Consider the following 18,816-nt stretch of genomic DNA (forward strand, 5'->3'; position numbering starts at 1 on the left):
GGGTTCAGATGTCACCGATCAACCGCTGCAATTCGCCAGGTTTGCTGGCTTTGGCCATGGCTTCGGCACGGGACACATCCCCGTTGAGCACCAGATTGGCCAAGGCTTTTTCCAGTGTCTGCATGCCCTGTTCTCCGCCCGTCTGAATCTGCGAGTAGAGCTGCGCCGTTTTGCCCTCACGGATCAGGTTGGCGGTGGCGGGTGTGTTGATCAGGATTTCCTGCGCCATCACGCGGCCGAACTGTCCCTCTGCTGGGTTCTGACGGCGGCAGAGCGTCTGGGAAAACACAGCCACCAAGCTGCCCGAGAGCTGAACACGGATCTGCGTCTGTTGTTCCGGTGGGAAGACGTCAACCATGCGATCCACAGTCTGGGCCGCTGAACTGGTGTGCAGGGTGCCGAAGACGAGATGTCCTGTTTCGGCAGCACTCACCGCCAATTGAATGGTCTCTAGATCCCTCATTTCACCCACCAGGATCACGTCCGGGTCTTCCCGCAGTGCGGCCCGCAAGGCGTTGGCGAAGCTGCGGGTGTCTTCGTTGAGTTGGCGTTGGTGCACCAGGCTTTTGTCGCTCTGATACACGAATTCGATTGGGTCTTCGATCGTGAGGATGTGTTCGCTGCGGGTGTGGTTGATGTGATCGAGCAGTGCCGCAAGGGTGGTGGTCTTTCCTGATCCTGTGGGACCGGTCACCAGGACGAGCCCTCGGGGCCGCGCGCTCGTCTCCAGCACCACCGGCGGCAGGTCCAGTAGTTCAACGCTGGGAATCTTGTTGCCGAGGGCCCGCAGGCAGGCCGCATAGCTTCCTTTCTGGCGGTAGACGTTCACGCGGAAGCGGGCAACACCCTTCAAGCCGTAGGCGCAGTCCAGTTCCCATGTCTGTTCCAGCGTCTTGCGCTGGCTGTTGTTCAGCATCGAGAAGATCAGCTTGTTGCAGTCCTCCTCGGCAAGTGGCCGTTCCGTCATCGGACGCAGCTCACCGCTGAAGCGGCCATAGGGCGGCTGACCGGTGGCGAGGTGCAGGTCACTGCCACCGCCCTGCACCAGTTGTTCCATCAGGTCTTCGATCATCAGATCCATGACCGGCTCCTCAGTGGCGTGGTGTCAGGCAATAGGGACACTCGAGCCAGCCTTCCTGCAGACCGGCACCGCATCCATCACACGTCATTGTGCTGAGTGCGCGGGCTCTGCGCTCAGATTCCAGTCCGGAATCCGTCAGCACCATCCGACCCACCTCTTCCAGCGTGGTTTCGCCCTGTCGAACCAGTTCGAGGCTGTAGCCCAGCAGGGTCACCATTCCCGATTCCAGGGCCAGCTGTCGGATCACATCGGTGCTGGCGCCTCTGGAGATGGCTGTGGCCATATCGTCCTGGATCCGCAGCACCTCATAGATGCCGACACGGCCCTTGTAGCCACTGCCCTGGCAATGGGGACAGACCGGTTCGTTGGGATTGTGATGGTGGGCCCGGTAAAAGGTGACATCCGCCTCCCTGCTCGCCATGAGCCCGAAGCGGCCCAGTTCCCGTTCCTCTGGCCGGTAGGGCTCGCGGCAGTGGGAGCAGACCCTTCGCAGCAGCCGCTGGGAAATGATTCCGATCAGGGACGCTGACACCATGAAGGGCTCCACTCCCATTTCGTCCAGTCGGGCGATGGTGCTGGGGGCATCGTTGGCGTGAAGGGTGCTGAGCACCAGATGACCGGTGAGTGCGGCTTCGATCGCTGTTTTGGCCGTTTCGAGATCACGGGTTTCTCCCACCAGCAGAACGTCCGGGTCCTGGCGCATGAAGGCACGGAGTGCCGTGGCGAAGTCGAAGCCCTTTTCACGGTTCACCTGGCATTGGGTGATGCCTGGCAGGGTGTATTCGATCGGGTCCTCCACCGTGGAGATGTTGATGCCCGGATCGTTGCGCTCGGCCAGCAGCGAATAGAGCGTGGTGGACTTGCCGGAGCCGGTTGGTCCGGTGACCAGGATCATTCCGAAGGGTTTTGAGCCCAGGTCCCTGACCAGTGCCAACGCGTCGGGATCGCTGATCAGTTTGTCCAGTCCCAACTGGGTCGCTCCGCTGTCCAGCAGGCGCAGACAGACCTTTTCGCCGAAGCGACTGGGCAGGGTGTTAACGCGGAAATCAATCACCCGGTCGCGGTATTTGCGGCGAATGCGGCCGTCCTGGGCCTGGCGCCGTTCGGCGATGTCCAGATCCGCCAGGATCTTGAAACGGGATGTCACCGCGGGGACCAGGCGACTGGGGAGCGGCTCGATGTACTGCTGGAGAACACCGTCCTGGCGGAATCGCAGCCGCAGACCTTTCTGCTGCGGTTCCACATGGATGTCGCTGGCATTGACCGACATGGCCTGCAGCAGGATCCGGTCCACCAGCGTCACCACGGGCGAGGCTTCTGCATCCTTGAGGCTGGTCTCCAGGTCAATGGCGTCCTGGGCTACTTGGGTGTCCTCGTCGCTGTCCAACACCCCATCGGGGCTGAAGTCCTCCAGAAAGGACTCAGGATCCACATCGAGTCTGTTGTCGGGTTCGGCTGGAGCAGGCCTGCTGGCCTCTGCTGCTGCTGGCGGGATCGGATTCGTCTGTGGTTCGTCTGTTACCGAGCGCAGGGCACATTGCAGATCCGCTTCGATGGCTGGGTGCAGGCGAATCGTTCGGTGTTGTTCCGGCAGCTGATTGATCAGGTGTTGCCATTCCTGGTCTCGCCACTGGCTGGGAATCGCAATGTCGAGCTGGTCAGCATTGATTGCGATCGGCATGGCCTGGAGCGCGCGCCATTGATCCGCCTGCACATCCGGCAAGGCGTTATCCAGCAGGTTGCGGCTTTCCATCAGCCGCTCCGGTCCAGGAACAGGCTGTTGCAGCAGCAGTTCAAGGGCAAAACGCTGCCGCGCCGTGTCGCCGGCATCTGGGGTGGGCAGCGTCAGAGTCATGGGCTGATCCAGAGGTGCGGGCTTCCGCAGCTTGTGGGAGGTGAGCGTTGCCCTTCAACATGTCTAGGCAGCAATCCCTGAGTGGTCAGCATGAGCGGCGACGCCTCCACCCCAGAGCAGGATCAGACCGTTGCATCCGGTGCTGTTCCAGCCACGCCGGAGTCAGCTCCGGATGCGCCAGAGGCGACCTCTGATCAGGCTCCCGCAGCGGTGGACCCGGCGGAACGGATGCAGCAACTGGAGCAGGAGCTGAGCACCCTGAAGCAGGAGCACGAGACGCTCAACAGCCAATACATGCGCATTGCGGCGGATTTCGACAATTTCCGCAAGCGACAGAGTCGTGATCAAGACGACATGCGTCAGCAGCTGGTCTGTTCGACGCTTACCGAAATTCTTCCGGTCGTCGACAACTTTGAACGGGCCCGTCAGCAGCTGAATCCTGAAGGTGAGGAGGCCCAGGCGCTGCATCGCAGTTATCAGGGTCTCTACAAACAACTGGTGGATGTGCTGAAGCAGCAAGGGGTGGCACGGATGGAGGTGGTCGGCCAGGAGTTCGATCCGAACTTGCATGAGGCCGTGTTGCGGGAGGAAAGCACTGAGTTCGTCGAGGATGTGGTGTGTGAGGAGCTCCAGCGCGGTTATCACCGCGATGGCCGTGTGTTGCGCCACGCGATGGTGAAAGTGTCGATGGGTCCTGGACCGTCCGATGCAGCGCCTGTTGAGGCCGCATCGGATCAGACGACGGAGGAGGCCTGATGGCCGACTTCTATGACCTGCTCGGCGTCAGTCGGGATGTGGATCCCGACAGCCTTAAGCAGGCTTATCGACGCATGGCGCGTCAGTACCACCCCGACATCAACAAAGACCCCGGTGCTGAGGACCGTTTCAAGGAAATTGGTCGTGCTTATGAGGTGCTGAGTGATCCGCAGACCCGGGCCCGTTATGACCAGTTTGGTGAAGCCGGTCTCGGTGGTGCCGCCGGCGCCCCGGACATGGGTGACATGGGCGGGTTTGCTGATCTGTTTGAGACGTTTTTTCAGGGTTTCGGCGGACCCGGTGGTGGTGGTCGGCCGCGGCGTCAGGGACCCCAGCAAGGGGATGACCTGCGTTACGACCTGACGATCGATTTCGAGCAGGCGGTTTTTGGTCAGGAGCAGGAGATCAAGATTCCGCATCTGGAGACTTGCGACACCTGCGGAGGCAGTGGTGCCAAGGCGGGCAGTGGACCCACCACCTGCGGGACCTGTGGTGGTGCGGGGCAGGTACGCCGTGCCACCCGGACCCCCTTCGGCAGCTTCACTCAGGTCGCTGAATGTCCCACCTGTGGTGGGACGGGTCAGGTGATTGCGGATCCCTGTGGGTCTTGTGGTGGCCAGGGCGTCAAACAGGTGCGCAAGAAACTGCGGATCAACATTCCTGCCGGCGTGGATACCGGAACACGGCTTCGGGTCTCCGGTGAAGGCAATGCTGGACCGCGGGGAGGCCCGTCCGGGGACCTGTATGTCTTTCTCACTGTTCGCAATCACCCACGCCTCCAGCGGGACGGTCTGAACATCTTTGCGGAGGTCAAGGTGAGCTATCTCCAGGCGATTCTCGGCGACACCATCGAGGTGGAGACCGTGGATGGCAGCAAGGAGCTGGACATCCCCGCCGGCACCCAGCCCGGCACGGTGCTCACCCTGCCGAACCTGGGCATTCCCAAGCTCGGGAATCCTGTGGCGCGGGGTGATCAGCGCGTGACGGTGACCGTGGACCTTCCGAAGCGGCTCAGCGATACGGAGCGGGACCTTCTGGAACAGCTGGCGGGTCACCATTCCGCTCGCGGCAAGCAGCACCACCATCACAACAGTGGGTTATTCGCTCGCTTGTTTGGTCAGAAGGGATGAGCCGGCGTTCCCTGGATCTGCGGGGAACGCCCTGTCCTGTGAATTTCATTCGTTGCAAGCTCACCCTCGAGCAGATGAGTGCCGGTGACTGCCTGGAGGTCTGCCTCGACCGGGGTGAGCCGGAGGCCATGGTTCTCCCAGGCTTGAGGGATGCCGGTCACCGTGTTCAGTGTGTTGATCAAACGCCGGATGCGGTCACCATCGAGGTGATCTGTGGTGGCTGACATCAGCAGCTCTGAGGCTTCAGGAATCGTGGTGGCGCTTCAGGCCAACTACCTGGAGGTCGAGCTGGATGCCGCACCTGCCGGATGCCCAGGGCGACTGCTCTGTACGCGCCGCACCCGCCTGACCCATCGGGGAGCAGCGGTTCATGTGGGTGACCGGGTTCGCGTCGAGGCGATTGATCCAGGCCAGGCTCGAGCTGTCGTGGCAGACGTGGAGCCACGTCACAGCTTTCTGTCACGGCCACCGGTGGCCAATGTCTCCTTGGTCGCTGTGGTGTTGGCTGTAGAGCAGCCCACGTTTGACCCTGATCAGGCCAGTCGCTTCCTGTTGACGGCGGAACGGACGGGACTGGATGTGATCCTTTTGCTGACGAAGACAGACCTGATCTCTCCCGCAGCTCTCGAGCGGCTCATGACCCGGTTGAAGGGCTGGGGGTATGACCCGCTGGCGCTCTGCAGTCCCTCTGGATTGGGGATGGATGCCTTACGGCAACGCTTGGCTGCTGCGGAGCTGTCGGTGCTCTGCGGGCCCTCCGGAGTGGGCAAAAGCAGCCTGTTGAACCATCTGCGTCCCGATCTTCAACTTCGTACGGCTGCGGTGTCCGGACGCTTGCAGCGCGGTCGCCATACCACCCGCCACGTGGAGCTGTTTCCTCTGGGGCCCAGCGCGCGAGTGGCCGATACCCCCGGTTTCAATCGTCCTGATCTCCCAGACGATCCCCAGGAACTGGCGATCTTGTTTCCGGAGCTCAGGAAGCAACTCGATCCCTGGCCTTGCCGTTTCCGCGATTGCCTGCATCGCGGCGAGCCCGGCTGCGGCGTGTCCAGCGACTGGGAGCGCTATCCGCTCTACATGGCTGCGTTGACTGAACAGAGCAGCCTCAGCCGCCCATCCCGGGGAGGTTGAGGTTCAGGCCACCGGTGAGTTCTTCCATGCGGCCCTTCATCGTGGCGGTGGATTGCTCATAGGCCGCCTGCAGGGCTTCCAGGGTGGCTGCTTCGCTCGCCTGTTGACCCTCCTGCAGCAGGGCTGGGTCCAACCGAACCCGCAGCGGTTGCTGGTTGCCAGACAGCCACACGCTGGCGCGGCCATCGTTGCTCTGGCCTTCGATCTCCATCCCATCCAGTTCGTCCTGCAGAGCCTGAGCGTTCTGCTGAATCTCCTGGGCCTTCTTGAAGGCTTCGGTGAGCTGACCGAAATTGGGGAGTCCGAAGCCTGCCATGGCGATTCTGTAGGAGTCGGAAGGTTAAGTCGTGGAAGCGAATCCCAGGCGTTTCACTTCGGTGTGAAGACGGATTCCGTGCTCGGCTTCCACGCGGTCCTGCACCAGTTGAATCAGCCGGACGATGTCGTCCGCTTGGGCGTCACCGGTGTTGACGATGAAATTGGCATGCATGGTTGAGATTTCTGCCCCGCCGATGCGTGTTCCTTTCAGCCCCTGCTCTTCGATCAGCCGTCCGGCTTTGAGGGGTTCGGGATTGCGAAAGACGCTGCCGCAGCTGGGTTGCTGGTAGGGCTGCGTGGTGGTGCGATGGCTGAGATTTGCGCTGGTGACCCGCTTGAGTTCAGTCGGATCGTGACCGGGCTCAAGTCGGAACCGCGCTGACAACACCACAAGGTCGTTGTCCTGGAGACGGCTGTGGCGGTAAGCGAAGTCCAGTTGATCGCGTTGAAGTTCAAAGCACTCGCCCCCATCCAGGGGCATGACCCGCACCGATTCCAACCATTCCGCTGTGCAGCCTCCCTGGGCTCCTGCATTCATGACAGCGGCACCGCCTGCGGTCCCTGGGATGCCAACCGACCATTCGAGGCCGTGCAGTCCAGCGCGAGCAGCCCGTCGCGCCAGCGATGGGATCGGTTCACCGGCGAGGACTTCAACGGTCCCATCGGTTGGATCGAACTCCAGCCCCTGAAGTTTGCGGAGACAGAGCGAGAGTCCTGGCAAGCCGTCATCGTGAATCAGCAGATTCGACCCAGCACCGATGACGCGGCATGGCATCCCCTGTTGCGTGGCCCATTGGATCCAGGCCTGGGTCTCGTCGAGGCTGACGGGTTCCGCAAGCCATTCGGCGGCGCCTCCTACCCGCCACGTGGTGAACTCCGCAAGGCTTGCTCCGGCCTGGGGGAGGCGGGCATCGCATCGGGTCATGACGTCAGCCTGGACCACAGTCCATTCACATCGCCAGCACCCATCGCCAGAACGAGATCCTCTTTTCGGCTGTGCTTCATCACCAGGTCGGTGAGGTCGTCGAGGTTGTCAGCGACGGCGATCTGGAGATCAGGCTTCAGGCTGAGGACCCGTTCCGCCAGGGCCTTGCTGCAGATGCCGTTCAGGGGTTGCTCCCCTGCGGAATAGACGGGCGCCAGCAGCAGCAGATCACAGTTCTGCAATGCCTCAGCAAAGGCGTCGAGAAACTGCTGGGTGCGGCTGTAGCGATGGGGCTGGAACACTGCCAGCACCCGTTGTGGTGCTGTGGGTAGCGGACTGCGGCCACTGCTCACCATCAGGCGAGCCATCTCCAGAGTCGCTTTCACCTCACTGGGATGGTGGGCGTAATCGTCAACGATGTGACGGCCCTTCCAGGTACCCCGAAGATCAAATCGGCGTCCTGGTGCTTTCAGGCCAGCGAGTCCCTTCACCAATTGATCAAAGGGGAGTCCTTCCATCCGGCAGGCCGCCAGGGCACCGGTTGCATTGCTCAGGTTGTGCAGCCCGGCCATCGGCAGGGTGAAGTCGCCGATGGGACGGCCCAATTCGTAGAAACGCGCCACACAGCGATCGCCTTCAAGGCTCAAGGGCAGGGCGGCGAAGTCAACGGATTCAGCGCTCTGATTGGACCACCAGGCGGTCGGCTGGAAGTGTTCCTGCAGGATCGGACAATCGTGATTGGCCAGCACACGTTCACAACCGTTCGCGAAGCGCTGAAGGGTTGAGATCAGATCGTCGAGACTGGTGTAGTGATCGGTGTGATCCAGCTCCAAGTTGGTGATCACGCCCAGGCTGGGGCTGAACTTCACCAGGGATCCGTCGGATTCATCCGCCTCCGCCACAAGCAGTTTCCCCTGGCCGGCGTGGCCATTGCTGCCGAGGCGAGGAACGATGCCGCCAATGACAGCGGTCGGGTCTTGATCGGCCTCCAGCAGCAAGGTGGTGATCAAGGTGCTGGTGGTGGTTTTGCCGTGGCTGCCGGCCACAGCGATCGAGGGTTGCTGCTCGATCAGTGCCGCCAGAAGATCGGAACGATGCCAGATCTCTAGGCCTTGCTGCCGGGCACGTTGGAGCTCCCGATTGCTCTCGGGGATCGCAGTGCTGATCACCACCACGGGCGAAACAGCGTTTGACGATCCCGTGACGGCGTCAATACAGGTCTCGTCTTGCTGTCGGAAGACCTTCACCCCGAGGGTCTTCAGTTGTTGTGTTGTTGCGTTATCGCGCGGGTCCGAGCCGCTGACTGGATGACCGCGGTCGATCAGAATCCGAGCCAAGGCCGACATGCCAATTCCGCCGACACCGATGAAGTGGACTGGTGTCTGACGGTCGAGCAGGCGCGGCAACTGAGGGCTTCAATCTGGGGAAAGATAGGCCAGTTGCCGCCGCTTGTCTGCCGATCTGAGGGACGGATCGAGCCGATTCAATCGACGCAAAACAAGGTATTTCTGCCGATTTCTGTATGATCTGCGGCCAAAACCCCTGCGCGGCTTTGCCGCTTCTTCCATGACCCTGCGCGTTGCGATCAATGGATTCGGCCGGATCGGTCGCAATGTTCTGCGCGGTTGGATCAGCCGGGGCGCTGACACCGGCCTGGAGATCGTTGGGATGAACTCCACTTCCGACCCTGCCACCAGCGCTCACCTGCTGACCTACGACTCCATCCTTGGGCGTCTGGATCCTTCCGTGGACATCAAGACCACGGACAGCTCGATGTTCGTCAACGGCAAGGAGAACAAGTTCTTCGCTGACCGCAATCCCCTCAACTGCCCTTGGAAAGAGTGGGGCGTTGACCTGGTGATCGAGTCCACCGGTGTGTTCAACACCGATGAGAAGGCCAGCATGCACATCCAGGCTGGTGCCAAGAAGGTGATCCTCACCGCCCCTGGCAAGGGTGACGGCGTCGGCACCTTCGTGGTGGGCGTCAACGACGATCAGTACCGCCACGAAGACTGGGACATCCTCAGCAACGCCAGCTGCACCACCAACTGCCTGGCTCCGATCGTCAAAGTTCTCGATCAGAACTTCGGCATGGAGTGGGGTCTGATGACCACCATTCACAGCTACACCGGCGACCAGCGGATCCTGGACAACAGCCACCGTGACCTGCGCCGTGCTCGTGCCGCGGCTCTGAACATGGTTCCCACCACCACCGGTGCTGCCAAGGCTGTGGCCCTGGTTTATCCCGAAGTGAAGGGCAGGCTCACCGGCTTCGCCATGCGCGTCCCCACCCCGAACGTGTCGGCTGTTGACCTCACCTTTGGAACATCGAAGGGAGCTTCCGTTGAGCAGGTGAAAGCCGTGATGAAAGAGGCTTCTGAGAACGGGATGAAGGGGATCATCAAGTACAGCGACCTGCCCCTGGTCTCCACCGACTACGCAGGCACCAACGAATCCACCATTTTCGATGCGGACCTCACCTATGCCATGGGTGACAAGGCTGTGAAGATCCTGGCCTGGTACGACAACGAGTGGGGCTACAGCCAGCGTGTTGTTGATCTCGCCGAGGTGGTGGCCAAGAACTGGAAGTGATCGGCATCTGATCGCTTTTCAATCCCTCCCGCCATGGGGGGGATTTTTTTTGGTTCTGGATTGTTCGTTCAGGGCTGGCTGAAGTGATCAAATCCGCCTGCTTCCACGCGCTCATGGTTGTGGGCCCAGCGGATGATGTCCGCTTCATCATTGATTTGGCCGAAGCGTCGGCTGTTGGGGACGCATTGCTGCCAGACGTCGGCCCAGGCCTCGGGAAGGCTCAGCACCAGTTCAAAATCCTCCCCTCCGGAGAGGCACCAATCCGTCCATTGCGGCCCTTCAGGCCAGCCTTCGGCCATGGGCAGCCGATCGTTCCATAGGAGTGCCCCACAGCCGCTGCTGCTGCAGAGTCCTGCGACGGCTGACAGAAGTCCATCGCTGCTGTCGGTGCCCCCGGCCCGCCAGGGCAGATGCTCCGGTTTGCAGTCCAGTAGCTGGTGGACGTCGTCCAGCCGAGGTGTCGGTCGCCGGTGTCTTGCGATCGCAGTGTCCTTCAAGGTCGCGGTCAGAGCGCTGTCACGGACGCTGGGGTCGTTTTGCAGCAGGGCGAGGCCCAGCCGGCTGAGCCCATGGGGACCACTGCTGACGAGCACATCACCGGGGCGGGCGGCGTTGCGATGGAGACGTAGTGGTCCGAGCCGGCCGAGGGCTGTGATGGAGAGCAGCCTCTGCTCCCCCCTGGAGCAGTCACCGCCCAGAAGGATTCCGCCGTACTGCCCCAATGCGGCACTGATGCCCTCATACACCCCGTCCACCCAGTCCCAGCGGGTGCAACCTGGGGCGACCAGAGCCACGGTGATTCCCTCGATTTCGACGGCACCACTTGCTGCCAGGTCAGAAAGATTGGCGGCAACAGCACGCCAACCAACGTCCATTGCACTCGTGGTCGCATCGCTGAAATGGATGCCGTCCACGAGGACGTCGGTGTTGATCAGCAGAGGCCGGGCATCGGCGGCCAGGGCCGCCGTGTCGTCGCTGAGCTGATCGGGCGGAGCGAAGCGGGCCAGCCGCCTGAGCAGCTCAGCTTCAGTCAGCTCCGCCAGGGTTGGGCTCATGCGTGGGCTTTGAGCTGCTCCGCTCCCTCGATCACCTTCACGGAAGTGATCGTGTCATCGGTGCCCAATTCCTCGAGAACATCGAATCCATCCACCACATAGCCGAAGGCTGCATTGCGCCCATCCACGAGGTTCAGACCAGCAGGGGTGAGCTCCGCCTCGTAGAGAAACATGAAGAACTGCGAGGATCCGTCATCGAGGGCCTGGTCCGAATGGGCCCAGCCGAGGGTGCCAAGGGTCGCAAACGGGAGGGTCGGTGTCGCCTTGAACAGGCCCACGTCCTCAAAGGTTTCGTTGTAGATCGTGTCGTCTTCCCCGGGCACGCGGATCTCCAGGGGAACATGGCGCTCCTGCTTTGTCTTCGGATCGACGTAGCCGATCTCCGGACCTTCCGGATCACCGCTCTGCAGCACGTAAAAGTCCTCGGCCCGGATGAAGGGCAGCCCGTCGTAAAAGCCCTTGAGGGCGAGATCGACGAAGGCACCTGCGGTGAGGGGGGCGTTGTAGCCATCCACCACGGTGGTCAGCTCCCCTTGGGTGGTGCTCACGCTGAGGGTTGCCCTCCCCTGCAGCCTGGGTAGGGCATCGAATTCTGCGGGGATCTCCCGTTCAAAGTCGTCGGGCACCAGCAGGGCCTCCACATCACCAATGATGCGCAGTGTTCGGCGTCGATCAGCGATGAAGCCCGGCTTGTCAGTGGCTTTGACCTTGTCCTTCAGGTCTTCAAGACCCTGATTCACGCTTTGCAGCAGTGTTTCAGCCTGACTGCGCTTCGCGTCTGGGATCGCGCTCACGATGGTGTCGCGTCGGGTGTTGAGCAGCGCTTCACTGCGGGACACCGTCTTGCCAAGAGCCGTCCAGCGTTTGGCCCGTAGATCGTTGCTGGTGAGTTCCAGCCGATGCTGCAGTTCGCGGATGTCGTCCTGAACAAACGGCAGCGCGTCCCGGAGAATTGCGGCAGGGTCTTTCACAGCATTGCCTTGGGGCAAGTCGGCCCAGGCAGGGGCAGCCATTGTGACCAGAGCAAAGCTGATCAGGGCAGCAAGGATGGCGTTCAAACGCTGATGGGCCAAGGGGGAACCCCAGTGCTGACGGGACTTTGGCACAGCCGTATAGTCCGATGAACCGTTCGGTGGGAATGATCTCCAGTAACGACTTCCGCACCGGCACCACGATTGAGATCGATGGGGCCGTCTGGCGTGTGGTCGAGTTCTTGCACGTCAAGCCCGGCAAGGGATCTGCCTTCGTGCGCACCAAGCTGAAGGCGGTGAAGTCCGGCAACGTGGTGGAGAAAACCTTCCGCGCCGGGGAAATGCTGCCCCAGGCGATGTTGGAGAAATCGTCCCTCCAGCACACCTACATGGAAGGTGAGGACTATGTCTTCATGGACATGGCCACCTATGAGGAGACCCGCCTCAGTGCCAATCAGATTGGAGAGAGTCGCAAATACCTCAAAGAGGGCATGGAGGTGAACGTGGTGTCCTGGAACGACACCCCCCTTGAGGTTGAACTGCCCAACTCCGTTGTTCTTGAAATCAAAGAAACGGACCCTGGCGTTAAAGGCGACACCGCCACGGGCGGCACCAAGCCCGCCATTCTTGAGACCGGAGCGCAAGTGATGGTTCCGCTCTTTCTTTCTGTCGGAGAAAAGATCAAAGTGGACACCCGCAACGACAGTTACCTCGGCCGCGAAAACGGATGACCATGCAGCTGGATCACGAACAACTGCACCGCTTGCTGGAGGCGCTCGGAGAGAGCGACATTCAGGAATTCCGGTTGGAGGGGGATGACTTCCGTCTGGAAATCAGACGCAACCTGCCGGCCCAGGCCGTCATGGCGCCGGTGATGCCCGCTCCTGTCGCGGCAGCTGCGCCCGTTGCTGCCTCAGCAGAGCCTGCGTCCGCGCCCCCTGCGTCCACCGCAACTCGGAGTGACCTGCTCGAGGTGACGGCCCCCATGGTGGGCACCTTCTACCGCGCGCCTGCACCCGGAGAGCCTCCCTTCGTGGAGGTGGGAACTCGGATCAATGTGGGTCAGGCCGTTTGCATCCTTGAAGCCATGAAGCTGATGAACGAGCTGGAGTCGGAGGTCGGCGGTGAAGTGGTCGAGATCCTTGTGGATAACGGCACGCCTGTTGAATTCGGGCAGGTGCTGATGCGGGTCAAGCCGGTCTGAGTTCAGCTCAGATCCCAGGCGGCCTTGATCGCTGCAGTCGTGCTGTCGGGGCTCGCGATTCCTTGGGATGCAATGTCGAAGGCTGTGCCGTGGTCTGGAGAGGTGCGTAGGAAGGGCAGTTCCAAGGTGGTGTTCACCGCTGCATCGAAAGCCAGCAACTTCACAGGAATGAGCCCCTGGTCGTGATACAGGGCAAGGATCCCGTCAGGCCCCTGCTGATCCGGGGCCTGCCAGGCACGAGCGGCGCTGATCCAGCAGGTGTCAGGAGGAACGGGACCCTCCAGGTGCACCTGAGGATGTTCCTCCCGCCATTGATCCAGCAGCGGAAGAAGCCAAGTGGCTTCCTCGTCGCCCAGCTGCCCTGCTTCGCCGGCATGGGGATTGAGCCCGGCGACGCGCAGATGTGGTGTGGTCGTGAAGCGTCGACAGAAGTCATGCAGCACATTCAGTTTGTGGCGTATCAGCTCTGGTGTCAGCGCCTGAGGAATCTGGCTGAGGGGGATGTGGGTGGTGGCCAGCAAGGTGTTCAGGCGCCAGCCGCTGCTTGGAGAAACTGCGGTGAACAGCATTGAGGAACGTTGGCAGCCAGCCAGCTCCGCCAAGCGTTCGGTCTGTCCGGGATAGCGATGGCCGGCCGCGTGCCAAAGGTGCTTGGCGATGGGGGCGGTGACCAGGGCGCGTGACCCCCGCGCCTGAAGCAGTTCAACGGCACGGGTGAGCCAGTGAAAACCGGCGTCGGCTCCGCTGGTGGTGGGTTGTCCTGGATGAACGATGCCCTGCAGCGGTTGGTCGTCGACCCTGAGCGCTGCGAGGTCGGGGAGTGGGAGGTTTGATTGCTGGCGTAGTCGTGTGTGGGTTCGGATCAGACTGCGTTTGCAACCCACCAACAGGGGTTGGAGCCCGTGGGGAACCTCGGGCGAGGCCAGGGCTTTGAGCACCACCTCCATGCCAATTCCAGCGGGATCGCCGAGAGCGATCACCAGCTCATGCCTAGGGTTTGTGGAATCGTGGGGGCCCATCGCTGTGCTGCGTTTGCTGCTGCTCGGGTGTCTGTTGGTGGGATTGGCCTCGGGTCTGCGCAATGGCTGGATCCAACTGAATTGGTCCCGCTTCCTTGAGGATGTTGGGCTCCCCGTGCCTGAGGAGGGCAAGGGCTTCGATCTCAACCGTTGGTTGATCGAGGGGGGGAACGCAGGTCAGTCGGATTGAGTTTGTCCTGGTCCAGACAATCCTGCAGCCCGACGCGGTAGTTCGGATGCAATAACCCATAGCCGAGTTCTTGGCAGAGCCTGTGATTGCTGACCCTTCGGTTTTCGCTCCAGAACGTCTGGGCCATCGGGCTCATGCTCTCCACGATTTGGTCGAACTGCTCCAGCGGCGGTAGGGCACAGCCCAACAATGCGGCGGCATGGCGCAATAAATCGGTCGTGGGGGCTGGGAGGTCATCCACCACATTGACCACAGTCCAGTTGTCCATGGACGGGTCAGGTGCTTGCTCGGCGCGATGCATGAGATGCCAGCAGGCCCCAGCGATGTCTTCGACATGGATGCGGCAGAACACCTGGTCGGGTTTTTCGATCAAGCGGGCGCGTCCTTGCTGCAATCCATTGAGAACCGACCGTCCCGGGCCGTAGATGCCTGGTAAACGCAGAATCTGGATCGGCAAACCGGAGTGCAGCCAGGCTTGTTCGCAATTCAGGCGGCGGATGCTCCGGTCCAGCTTCGGCGCTGGGTCGTCCTGTTCCGACACCCAGCCGCCTTGACGATCGCCATAGATCCCGGTGGTGGAGAGATAGCCCGCCCAACGCAGGGGCAGGCTCCTCAGCGTGCCAAGCAGCTTGGACAACACCGGATCGTTTCCCTCACGATCGGGTGGGATGGTGCAGACCAGATGGGTGACGCCTCGTAAGGCATCAGGGTCGAGATGGTCCTCACCGGCGCTGTCGAAAAGCAGATCAGCCTCGTCGGAATCGAGGGAGCGGCGTGTGCAGAGCACCGGCGTCCCCATGGAGCGGGCCAGGCTGGCCAGACAACGTCCGCTGTATCCACCGCCCAGCACGAGCAGCTTGGCGTCAGATGCCAGCGGCTGAGACCGCTTGACAAGATCAGCAAGCATCAGTACACCTGTATTAGATCAAATGTACTGTTGTGACGTCGTCTTCTCTCCATCGCTCGCGCTCCGGGGCCATTGTCCTTCGAGCCATCTTGACGGCTGCCTTGCTCGCCGGTGCGGTGGTGCTGGCCCCCGAAGATCCTGGTGTTCAGGCCTCCATCTGCCAGAGGCACCACTCTTCTGATGTTTGCCGTGTCTGGTAGGCCTCAGGCTGCTTGGGCAGCGATCGGGAGGTCGTCTGGTTCGCTGATGGGGTGATCCGGTTGCGCCCATTGGAGTAGGCGCAGGGCCAGCCTGAGGTCGCCATCCATCCAGGCGCGGATCGCCATGGCGCGACGTGGGTCATAGAAGCGCTGTCGCCGATACCAGTCGAAGACATCGGCGTCAGATTTGCGGCCATTGCAGGACAAGCAGGCCGGTACACAGTTTTCGGTCACACTTAATCCACCCTTGGCTCGGGGATGAATGTGATCAATTGATTCCGAAGGTTTGCCGCAATAAATGCAACTTTTTCCTGTAAAAGTGTGAAGTGACTGTCGCCATCTTCGGACACGTAATTTGGGACAGAGTTCGTCGAGAAAAACCGCGTCCCTGTTATGCATCTGAATGCATCGGTTGTGGTAATTCTGCCGTGAACGAAAAGCCAGTCAATGTGTCGAGCGCTGCACTTTCGAAGGTTTCTCCGCCTCTGATGTGAATCTTGATCTCGAGGCTTGCATGCCGATCTGAGTTCACTAAAGTGATTGTTTGTGGGGGCCTGTTGGTGCCGCCAAAACCCACACCGACGTGTTATCTGGACCTCTCTCCAGCCGGATTGATCCGTGTGATCAGTCCGTTTGACGCAGTCACTCAGTCCCAGTTGCGTCGAATCAAGCCCCGGGGCCGATGGAACGGCCCAGGCCATGGCTGGGATTTCCCTTTGGCGGCAGCAGGCTCCCTTCAGCAGGCCCTTGGGCGACGTTTCCCCATCAGCTCCGCCCTGCAGGAGTGGCTGGACTGGTGCCAGCACCCCTTGCCACCTTTGCCACCCCATCGGACGCTTGTGGCCGCGGCGGATCTTGATCAAGCCCTGCAGGATGGCCGTCGCCCCTTGCGTCATCAACGGTCTGGGGCTCGTTGGCTCCTGGCCCGTCGCGGCGCCGTTCTGGCCGATGAAATGGGTCTGGGAAAAACCCTCACGGCCCTCTTGGCGGCCCGTGCCTTGATGCGCTGCGCCGAGGTGCGGTTGCTTGTGGTGGCTCCCGTCGGGCTGCATCCTCACTGGCGTCGTGAATCAGAAGCCCTCGGGATTGGTCTTGAGTTGGTGAGTTGGGCTCGTCTGCCCGACAAGCTGCCGCCGGCGGGAACGCTCCTGGTGGTGGATGAAGCGCATTACGCCCAGTCCCTTCAGGCGCAGCGCACGGCTGCGTTGTTGCGTCTGGCACGTCATCCCCGCCTGCGGGCGATCTGGATGCTCACGGGAACTCCCATGAAGAACGGCCGACCCTCCCAGTTGTATCCCTTGCTTGCTGCCATGGATCATCCGATTGCACGGGATCAGCGTCAGTTCGAGGAGCGTTATTGCCAGGGCCACTGGCGGGAGAGTCGATCCGGCAAGCGCTGGCAGGCGACTGGTTCCAGTCAACTGGAGGAGCTGCGGCGCCTGAGCCGCCCCTTGATCCTGCACCGCCGCAAACAGCAGGTGGTTGACCTTCCTCCCAAGCAGCGACGTTTGCAAGCTGTGGCTCTGTCGGAGGCTGAATGCACCGGCTTTGACCATCGCGTTGGGCTGGTGCTGGATGACTACCGGCGTCGGGCCCGTCTCGGAGAGGTTCGACGGGATGCTGAGCCCTTGGCTCTGCTGACGTCCATGCGCCAGATCGCGGCTGAATTCAAGTTGCCGGCGGCCCAGCAACTGGTGGAGTCACTGCGTCGGCAAGGGGAGGCAGTGGTGTTGTTCAGTGGTTTTGTGGCCCCGTTGCAGCTGTTGCAGCAAACCCTCGGGGGTGAGTTGTTGACCGGTCGCCAACGGCCTGCCGAACGTCAGAAGAGTGTGGATCGGTTTCAGCAGGGTCAGAACGATTGTCTGCTGGCCACCTATGGCACCGGAGCTCTCGGCTTCACCCTGCATCGTGCCCGTCATGTGGTGTTGCTGGAACGCCCTTGGACGCCAGGGGACCTCGAACAAGCAGAAGACCGATGTCATCGTCTGGGGATGGGGGCTGGCCTCACCTGCCATTGGCTGCAGCTTGGTGTGGCGGATCAGTTGGTGGATGGTTTGCTGGCCAGCAAGGCGGAACGGATCGAGGTTTTGCTTGGGCCCCGGCGGTTGACGTTGCAACGTCAATCACTGCCAGCCATGGTCCGGGATTGTTTGCAGGTGGTCTGACGCACCTCGAGTTCGTGCCGCAGCATCGGATCGACCGTCTGACTGGATTGCTCTAGCAGGGCCAGCGCCACCTTGACGTCATCGCAGGCTTTGGCTTGATCGCCAAGCAGGGTCAAGACAAGGGATCGGTCTCGATGCAGGTCGGCCTGATCCGGCGTCTGGTCGATGGCCTCATCACAGCGTTCGACCATCTGCTGGAGCTCATCCATTTGGAAGTTCCCGAGGCAACTGGTCACCAGTGGTGTTGCGGCTGCTCCAGGCTTAGAAGTTTGTTTCGCTTGGCAGCCACAAACCAGCACAGCAGCCAGGAGAGCCAGAGCCAGCACCCCTGAAGGATCAGTAGCTGTAGCGCGTGGTGTCTTCTGCGCTGTTGCTGACAGATGAGGAGTTTCCAAGGGTGGCGGCGGTGGCTGGTTGTGTCTTCCCGCCGAACAGATCACCAAGGAACTGGCCACAGTCGGGGAAATTGCCGGGGTCCTTGACGACGGCTTCCGTAATCATCACCGAGGCATGCTCCGGGGATGTCTTGAACATGCCGCTGCCCTGGCGTTTGATCACGGCGTAGGCAGCATTCCAGCTGACGGTGTGATCGTTGCCGCTGGAACGCATGAAGCAATAGATCTTGGCACCCTTTTCCTGGGTGGATTCGGCCGCTCGCACGGCGGGGCTGACACTCCACACAGCACCAATCAGGGCCGCGGCGGACAGAACCAGCGATGACCTGATGGGACCCATGACAACGGTTGTGAGTGGCCCCAAGGTATCGATCAGCTTCCTGCTGTCGAGGGGATGATCAGTCGCACCATCAATGGCAGCACCAGCAGCACTGTGATCAGCCGAACAGCATGAAGTGCGGCCACGGCCGCACCGACACCGAATTCCGCACCAACAAGGCTCATCCCACTGATGCCACCCGGCGCTGCTCCGAGCAAGGCCACGACAGGATCAATGCCGAGCAAGCGGCTGGTCCAGAGTCCCACCACCAGTCCTGTCAGCACCAACGCCAGGGTGATTAAAACTGCCGGTTTCCACAGGAGTTGCAATTGATCCAGGGATGTGCGCGTCAGGCCAGTACCGATCACTGTTCCGATGCCGATCTCAAGGGCCGTGCGCGTCCCCGCCGGCCATGTCGCTGTTTCCAGCTGGCCGCTCATGCTGACGATGCCAGCACCCAGTAGGGCCCCCGCCAGAGGTGCAGCGGGAATGCCGCTCAGTAGAGCTAGCAATCCGATGGCGGTTCCAGCCAGCAAATACAGCGCCAGCGTTGCCAATGGAGGCATCGGTCTCGATCGCGTCATGTCAGCTTGATCTTGAGGC

22 protein-coding genes are annotated in these 18,816 nt (G+C 61.4%); 9 read left to right on the forward strand and 13 right to left on the reverse strand.

Features of this window, described 5'->3' with window-relative positions:
* Positions 1-4: 4 nt before the first annotated feature.
* Positions 5-1,081, reverse strand: coding sequence for a type IV pilus twitching motility protein PilT (locus tag SynPROSU1_RS00095; protein ID WP_186571009.1), 1,077 nt, complete (start codon positions 1,079-1,081; stop codon positions 5-7).
* A 10-nt stretch (positions 1,082-1,091) separates the two neighbouring features.
* Complete coding sequence (locus SynPROSU1_RS00100) at positions 1,092-2,936, reverse strand: GspE/PulE family protein (protein ID WP_186571010.1); 1,845 nt, start codon at positions 2,934-2,936, stop codon at positions 1,092-1,094.
* A gap of 90 nt (positions 2,937-3,026) precedes the next feature.
* Here SynPROSU1_RS00100 and grpE point away from each other — a divergent pair, with 90 nt between their 5' ends.
* From grpE to rsgA, 4 genes are read left to right on the forward strand one after another with little or no spacing between them, the layout of a single operon-like run.
* Positions 3,027-3,692, forward strand: coding sequence for a nucleotide exchange factor GrpE (gene grpE / locus SynPROSU1_RS00105; RefSeq protein ID WP_186571011.1), 666 nt, complete (start codon positions 3,027-3,029; stop codon positions 3,690-3,692).
* The gene (gene dnaJ, locus SynPROSU1_RS00110) at positions 3,692-4,822 is read left to right on the forward strand and encodes a molecular chaperone DnaJ (protein WP_186571012.1); all 1,131 of its coding nucleotides are present in this window, start codon (positions 3,692-3,694) and stop codon (positions 4,820-4,822) included. Before grpE ends, dnaJ begins: the two co-directional genes overlap by 1 nt.
* Positions 4,819-5,046 carry a sulfurtransferase TusA family protein gene (locus SynPROSU1_RS00115; protein ID WP_186571013.1) on the forward strand — a complete coding sequence of 76 codons (228 nt, stop codon included), beginning with the start codon at positions 4,819-4,821 and terminating at the stop codon, positions 5,044-5,046. Before dnaJ ends, SynPROSU1_RS00115 begins: the two co-directional genes overlap by 4 nt.
* The gene (gene rsgA / locus SynPROSU1_RS00120) at positions 5,039-5,953 is read left to right on the forward strand and encodes a ribosome small subunit-dependent GTPase A (RefSeq protein ID WP_186571014.1); all 915 of its coding nucleotides are present in this window, start codon (positions 5,039-5,041) and stop codon (positions 5,951-5,953) included. The genes SynPROSU1_RS00115 and rsgA overlap by 8 nt, the downstream gene beginning before the upstream one ends.
* Here rsgA and SynPROSU1_RS00125 read toward each other — a convergent pair.
* Genes SynPROSU1_RS00125 through murC form a run of 3 tightly spaced genes read right to left on the reverse strand, consistent with a single transcriptional unit; the run spans position 5,928 to position 8,602 of the window.
* Entirely contained in the window at positions 5,928-6,269 is a 342-nt protein-coding gene (locus SynPROSU1_RS00125; protein WP_115024729.1) for a YbaB/EbfC family nucleoid-associated protein, read from the reverse strand. The two genes, rsgA and SynPROSU1_RS00125, sit on opposite strands and share 26 nt — an antisense overlap.
* 24 nt (positions 6,270-6,293) lie before the next feature.
* Entirely contained in the window at positions 6,294-7,196 is a 903-nt protein-coding gene (murB, locus tag SynPROSU1_RS00130; protein ID WP_186571015.1) for a UDP-N-acetylmuramate dehydrogenase, read from the reverse strand.
* Positions 7,193-8,602, reverse strand: a complete 1,410-nt coding sequence (murC, locus tag SynPROSU1_RS00135; protein ID WP_186571016.1) for a UDP-N-acetylmuramate--L-alanine ligase — start codon at positions 8,600-8,602, stop codon at positions 7,193-7,195. Before murC ends, murB begins: the two co-directional genes overlap by 4 nt.
* A gap of 160 nt (positions 8,603-8,762) precedes the next feature.
* On the opposite strand from murC, the gene gap reads away from it, so the two are divergent.
* Positions 8,763-9,788, forward strand: coding sequence for a type I glyceraldehyde-3-phosphate dehydrogenase (gap, locus tag SynPROSU1_RS00140; protein WP_186571017.1), 1,026 nt, complete (start codon positions 8,763-8,765; stop codon positions 9,786-9,788).
* Between the two features lie 68 nt (positions 9,789-9,856).
* Here the strand turns inward: gap and thiL are convergent, their stop codons facing one another.
* Together thiL and SynPROSU1_RS00150 are read right to left on the reverse strand one after the other, a co-directional pair.
* Positions 9,857-10,843 (reverse strand): thiamine-phosphate kinase, encoded by a 987-nt coding sequence (thiL, locus tag SynPROSU1_RS00145; RefSeq protein WP_186571018.1) that lies wholly within the window; start codon positions 10,841-10,843, stop codon positions 9,857-9,859.
* Positions 10,840-11,916 carry a peptidylprolyl isomerase gene (locus SynPROSU1_RS00150; protein ID WP_186572149.1) on the reverse strand — a complete coding sequence of 359 codons (1,077 nt, stop codon included), beginning with the start codon at positions 11,914-11,916 and terminating at the stop codon, positions 10,840-10,842. Before SynPROSU1_RS00150 ends, thiL begins: the two co-directional genes overlap by 4 nt.
* Before the next feature lie 65 nt (positions 11,917-11,981).
* Between SynPROSU1_RS00150 and efp the strand changes: the two genes are divergently transcribed.
* Positions 11,982-12,545 carry an elongation factor P gene (gene efp / locus SynPROSU1_RS00155; RefSeq protein WP_115024733.1) on the forward strand — a complete coding sequence of 188 codons (564 nt, stop codon included), beginning with the start codon at positions 11,982-11,984 and terminating at the stop codon, positions 12,543-12,545.
* Positions 12,542-13,018: an acetyl-CoA carboxylase biotin carboxyl carrier protein gene (gene accB / locus SynPROSU1_RS00160; protein WP_186571019.1), complete on the forward strand. Its 477-nt coding sequence runs from the start codon at positions 12,542-12,544 to the stop codon at positions 13,016-13,018. The genes efp and accB overlap by 4 nt, the downstream gene beginning before the upstream one ends.
* Before the next feature lie 2 nt (positions 13,019-13,020).
* Here the strand turns inward: accB and pdxA are convergent, their stop codons facing one another.
* A complete protein-coding gene (pdxA, locus tag SynPROSU1_RS00165; protein WP_186571020.1) occupies positions 13,021-14,037 on the reverse strand; it encodes a 4-hydroxythreonine-4-phosphate dehydrogenase PdxA in 1,017 nt (338 codons plus the stop codon).
* Here pdxA and SynPROSU1_RS00170 point away from each other — a divergent pair.
* Positions 14,018-14,227, forward strand: coding sequence for a hypothetical protein (locus tag SynPROSU1_RS00170; RefSeq protein WP_255444710.1), 210 nt, complete (start codon positions 14,018-14,020; stop codon positions 14,225-14,227). The two genes, pdxA and SynPROSU1_RS00170, sit on opposite strands and share 20 nt — an antisense overlap.
* Here SynPROSU1_RS00170 and SynPROSU1_RS00175 read toward each other — a convergent pair.
* A complete protein-coding gene (locus SynPROSU1_RS00175; RefSeq protein ID WP_186571022.1) occupies positions 14,181-15,134 on the reverse strand; it encodes an SDR family oxidoreductase in 954 nt (317 codons plus the stop codon). The genes SynPROSU1_RS00170 and SynPROSU1_RS00175 overlap by 47 nt on opposite strands.
* A gap of 203 nt (positions 15,135-15,337) precedes the next feature.
* Positions 15,338-15,733: an HNH endonuclease gene (locus SynPROSU1_RS00180; RefSeq protein ID WP_186571023.1), complete on the reverse strand. Its 396-nt coding sequence runs from the start codon at positions 15,731-15,733 to the stop codon at positions 15,338-15,340.
* 161 nt (positions 15,734-15,894) lie between these two features.
* Here SynPROSU1_RS00180 and SynPROSU1_RS00185 point away from each other — a divergent pair, with 161 nt between their 5' ends.
* Positions 15,895-17,499, forward strand: coding sequence for a DEAD/DEAH box helicase (locus tag SynPROSU1_RS00185; protein WP_186572150.1), 1,605 nt, complete (start codon positions 15,895-15,897; stop codon positions 17,497-17,499).
* Here SynPROSU1_RS00185 and SynPROSU1_RS00190 read toward each other — a convergent pair.
* Genes SynPROSU1_RS00190 through SynPROSU1_RS00200 form a run of 3 tightly spaced genes read right to left on the reverse strand, consistent with a single transcriptional unit; the run spans position 17,454 to position 18,779 of the window.
* Positions 17,454-17,825 carry a hypothetical protein gene (locus SynPROSU1_RS00190; RefSeq protein WP_255444711.1) on the reverse strand — a complete coding sequence of 124 codons (372 nt, stop codon included), beginning with the start codon at positions 17,823-17,825 and terminating at the stop codon, positions 17,454-17,456. The genes SynPROSU1_RS00185 and SynPROSU1_RS00190 overlap by 46 nt on opposite strands.
* Positions 17,826-17,835: 10 nt before the next feature.
* Positions 17,836-18,234 carry a DUF6554 family protein gene (locus tag SynPROSU1_RS00195; protein WP_186571024.1) on the reverse strand — a complete coding sequence of 133 codons (399 nt, stop codon included), beginning with the start codon at positions 18,232-18,234 and terminating at the stop codon, positions 17,836-17,838.
* Between the two features lie 32 nt (positions 18,235-18,266).
* Positions 18,267-18,779, reverse strand: coding sequence for an AbrB family transcriptional regulator (locus SynPROSU1_RS00200; RefSeq protein ID WP_186572152.1), 513 nt, complete (start codon positions 18,777-18,779; stop codon positions 18,267-18,269).
* Between the last annotated feature and the right edge of the window lie 37 nt (positions 18,780-18,816).

The sequence above is a fragment of the Synechococcus sp. PROS-U-1 genome, assembly GCF_014279755.1.
GTDB lineage: Bacteria > Cyanobacteriota > Cyanobacteriia > PCC-6307 > Cyanobiaceae > Parasynechococcus.

Excerpts from the sequence above, each read along its gene's own strand:
- SynPROSU1_RS00095 (WP_186571009.1), bottom strand. The coding sequence starts at position 1,081 with ATGGATCTGATGATCGAAGACCTGATGGAACAACTGGTGCAGGGCGGT.
- SynPROSU1_RS00100 (WP_186571010.1), bottom strand. The coding sequence starts at position 2,936 with ATGACTCTGACGCTGCCCACCCCAGATGCCGGCGACACGGCGCGGCAG.
- grpE (WP_186571011.1), top strand. The coding sequence starts at position 3,027 with ATGAGCGGCGACGCCTCCACCCCAGAGCAGGATCAGACCGTTGCATCC.
- dnaJ (WP_186571012.1), top strand. The coding sequence starts at position 3,692 with ATGGCCGACTTCTATGACCTGCTCGGCGTCAGTCGGGATGTGGATCCC.
- SynPROSU1_RS00115 (WP_186571013.1), top strand. The coding sequence starts at position 4,819 with ATGAGCCGGCGTTCCCTGGATCTGCGGGGAACGCCCTGTCCTGTGAAT.
- SynPROSU1_RS00125 (WP_115024729.1), bottom strand. The coding sequence starts at position 6,269 with ATGGCAGGCTTCGGACTCCCCAATTTCGGTCAGCTCACCGAAGCCTTC.
- murB (WP_186571015.1), bottom strand. The coding sequence starts at position 7,196 with ATGACCCGATGCGATGCCCGCCTCCCCCAGGCCGGAGCAAGCCTTGCG.
- gap (WP_186571017.1), top strand. The coding sequence starts at position 8,763 with ATGACCCTGCGCGTTGCGATCAATGGATTCGGCCGGATCGGTCGCAAT.
- thiL (WP_186571018.1), bottom strand. The coding sequence starts at position 10,843 with ATGAGCCCAACCCTGGCGGAGCTGACTGAAGCTGAGCTGCTCAGGCGG.
- efp (WP_115024733.1), top strand. The coding sequence starts at position 11,982 with ATGATCTCCAGTAACGACTTCCGCACCGGCACCACGATTGAGATCGAT.
- accB (WP_186571019.1), top strand. The coding sequence starts at position 12,542 with ATGACCATGCAGCTGGATCACGAACAACTGCACCGCTTGCTGGAGGCG.
- pdxA (WP_186571020.1), bottom strand. The coding sequence starts at position 14,037 with ATGGGCCCCCACGATTCCACAAACCCTAGGCATGAGCTGGTGATCGCT.
- SynPROSU1_RS00175 (WP_186571022.1), bottom strand. The coding sequence starts at position 15,134 with ATGCTTGCTGATCTTGTCAAGCGGTCTCAGCCGCTGGCATCTGACGCC.
- SynPROSU1_RS00180 (WP_186571023.1), bottom strand. The coding sequence starts at position 15,733 with ATGCATAACAGGGACGCGGTTTTTCTCGACGAACTCTGTCCCAAATTA.
- SynPROSU1_RS00195 (WP_186571024.1), bottom strand. The coding sequence starts at position 18,234 with ATGGGTCCCATCAGGTCATCGCTGGTTCTGTCCGCCGCGGCCCTGATT.
- SynPROSU1_RS00200 (WP_186572152.1), bottom strand. The coding sequence starts at position 18,779 with ATGCCTCCATTGGCAACGCTGGCGCTGTATTTGCTGGCTGGAACCGCC.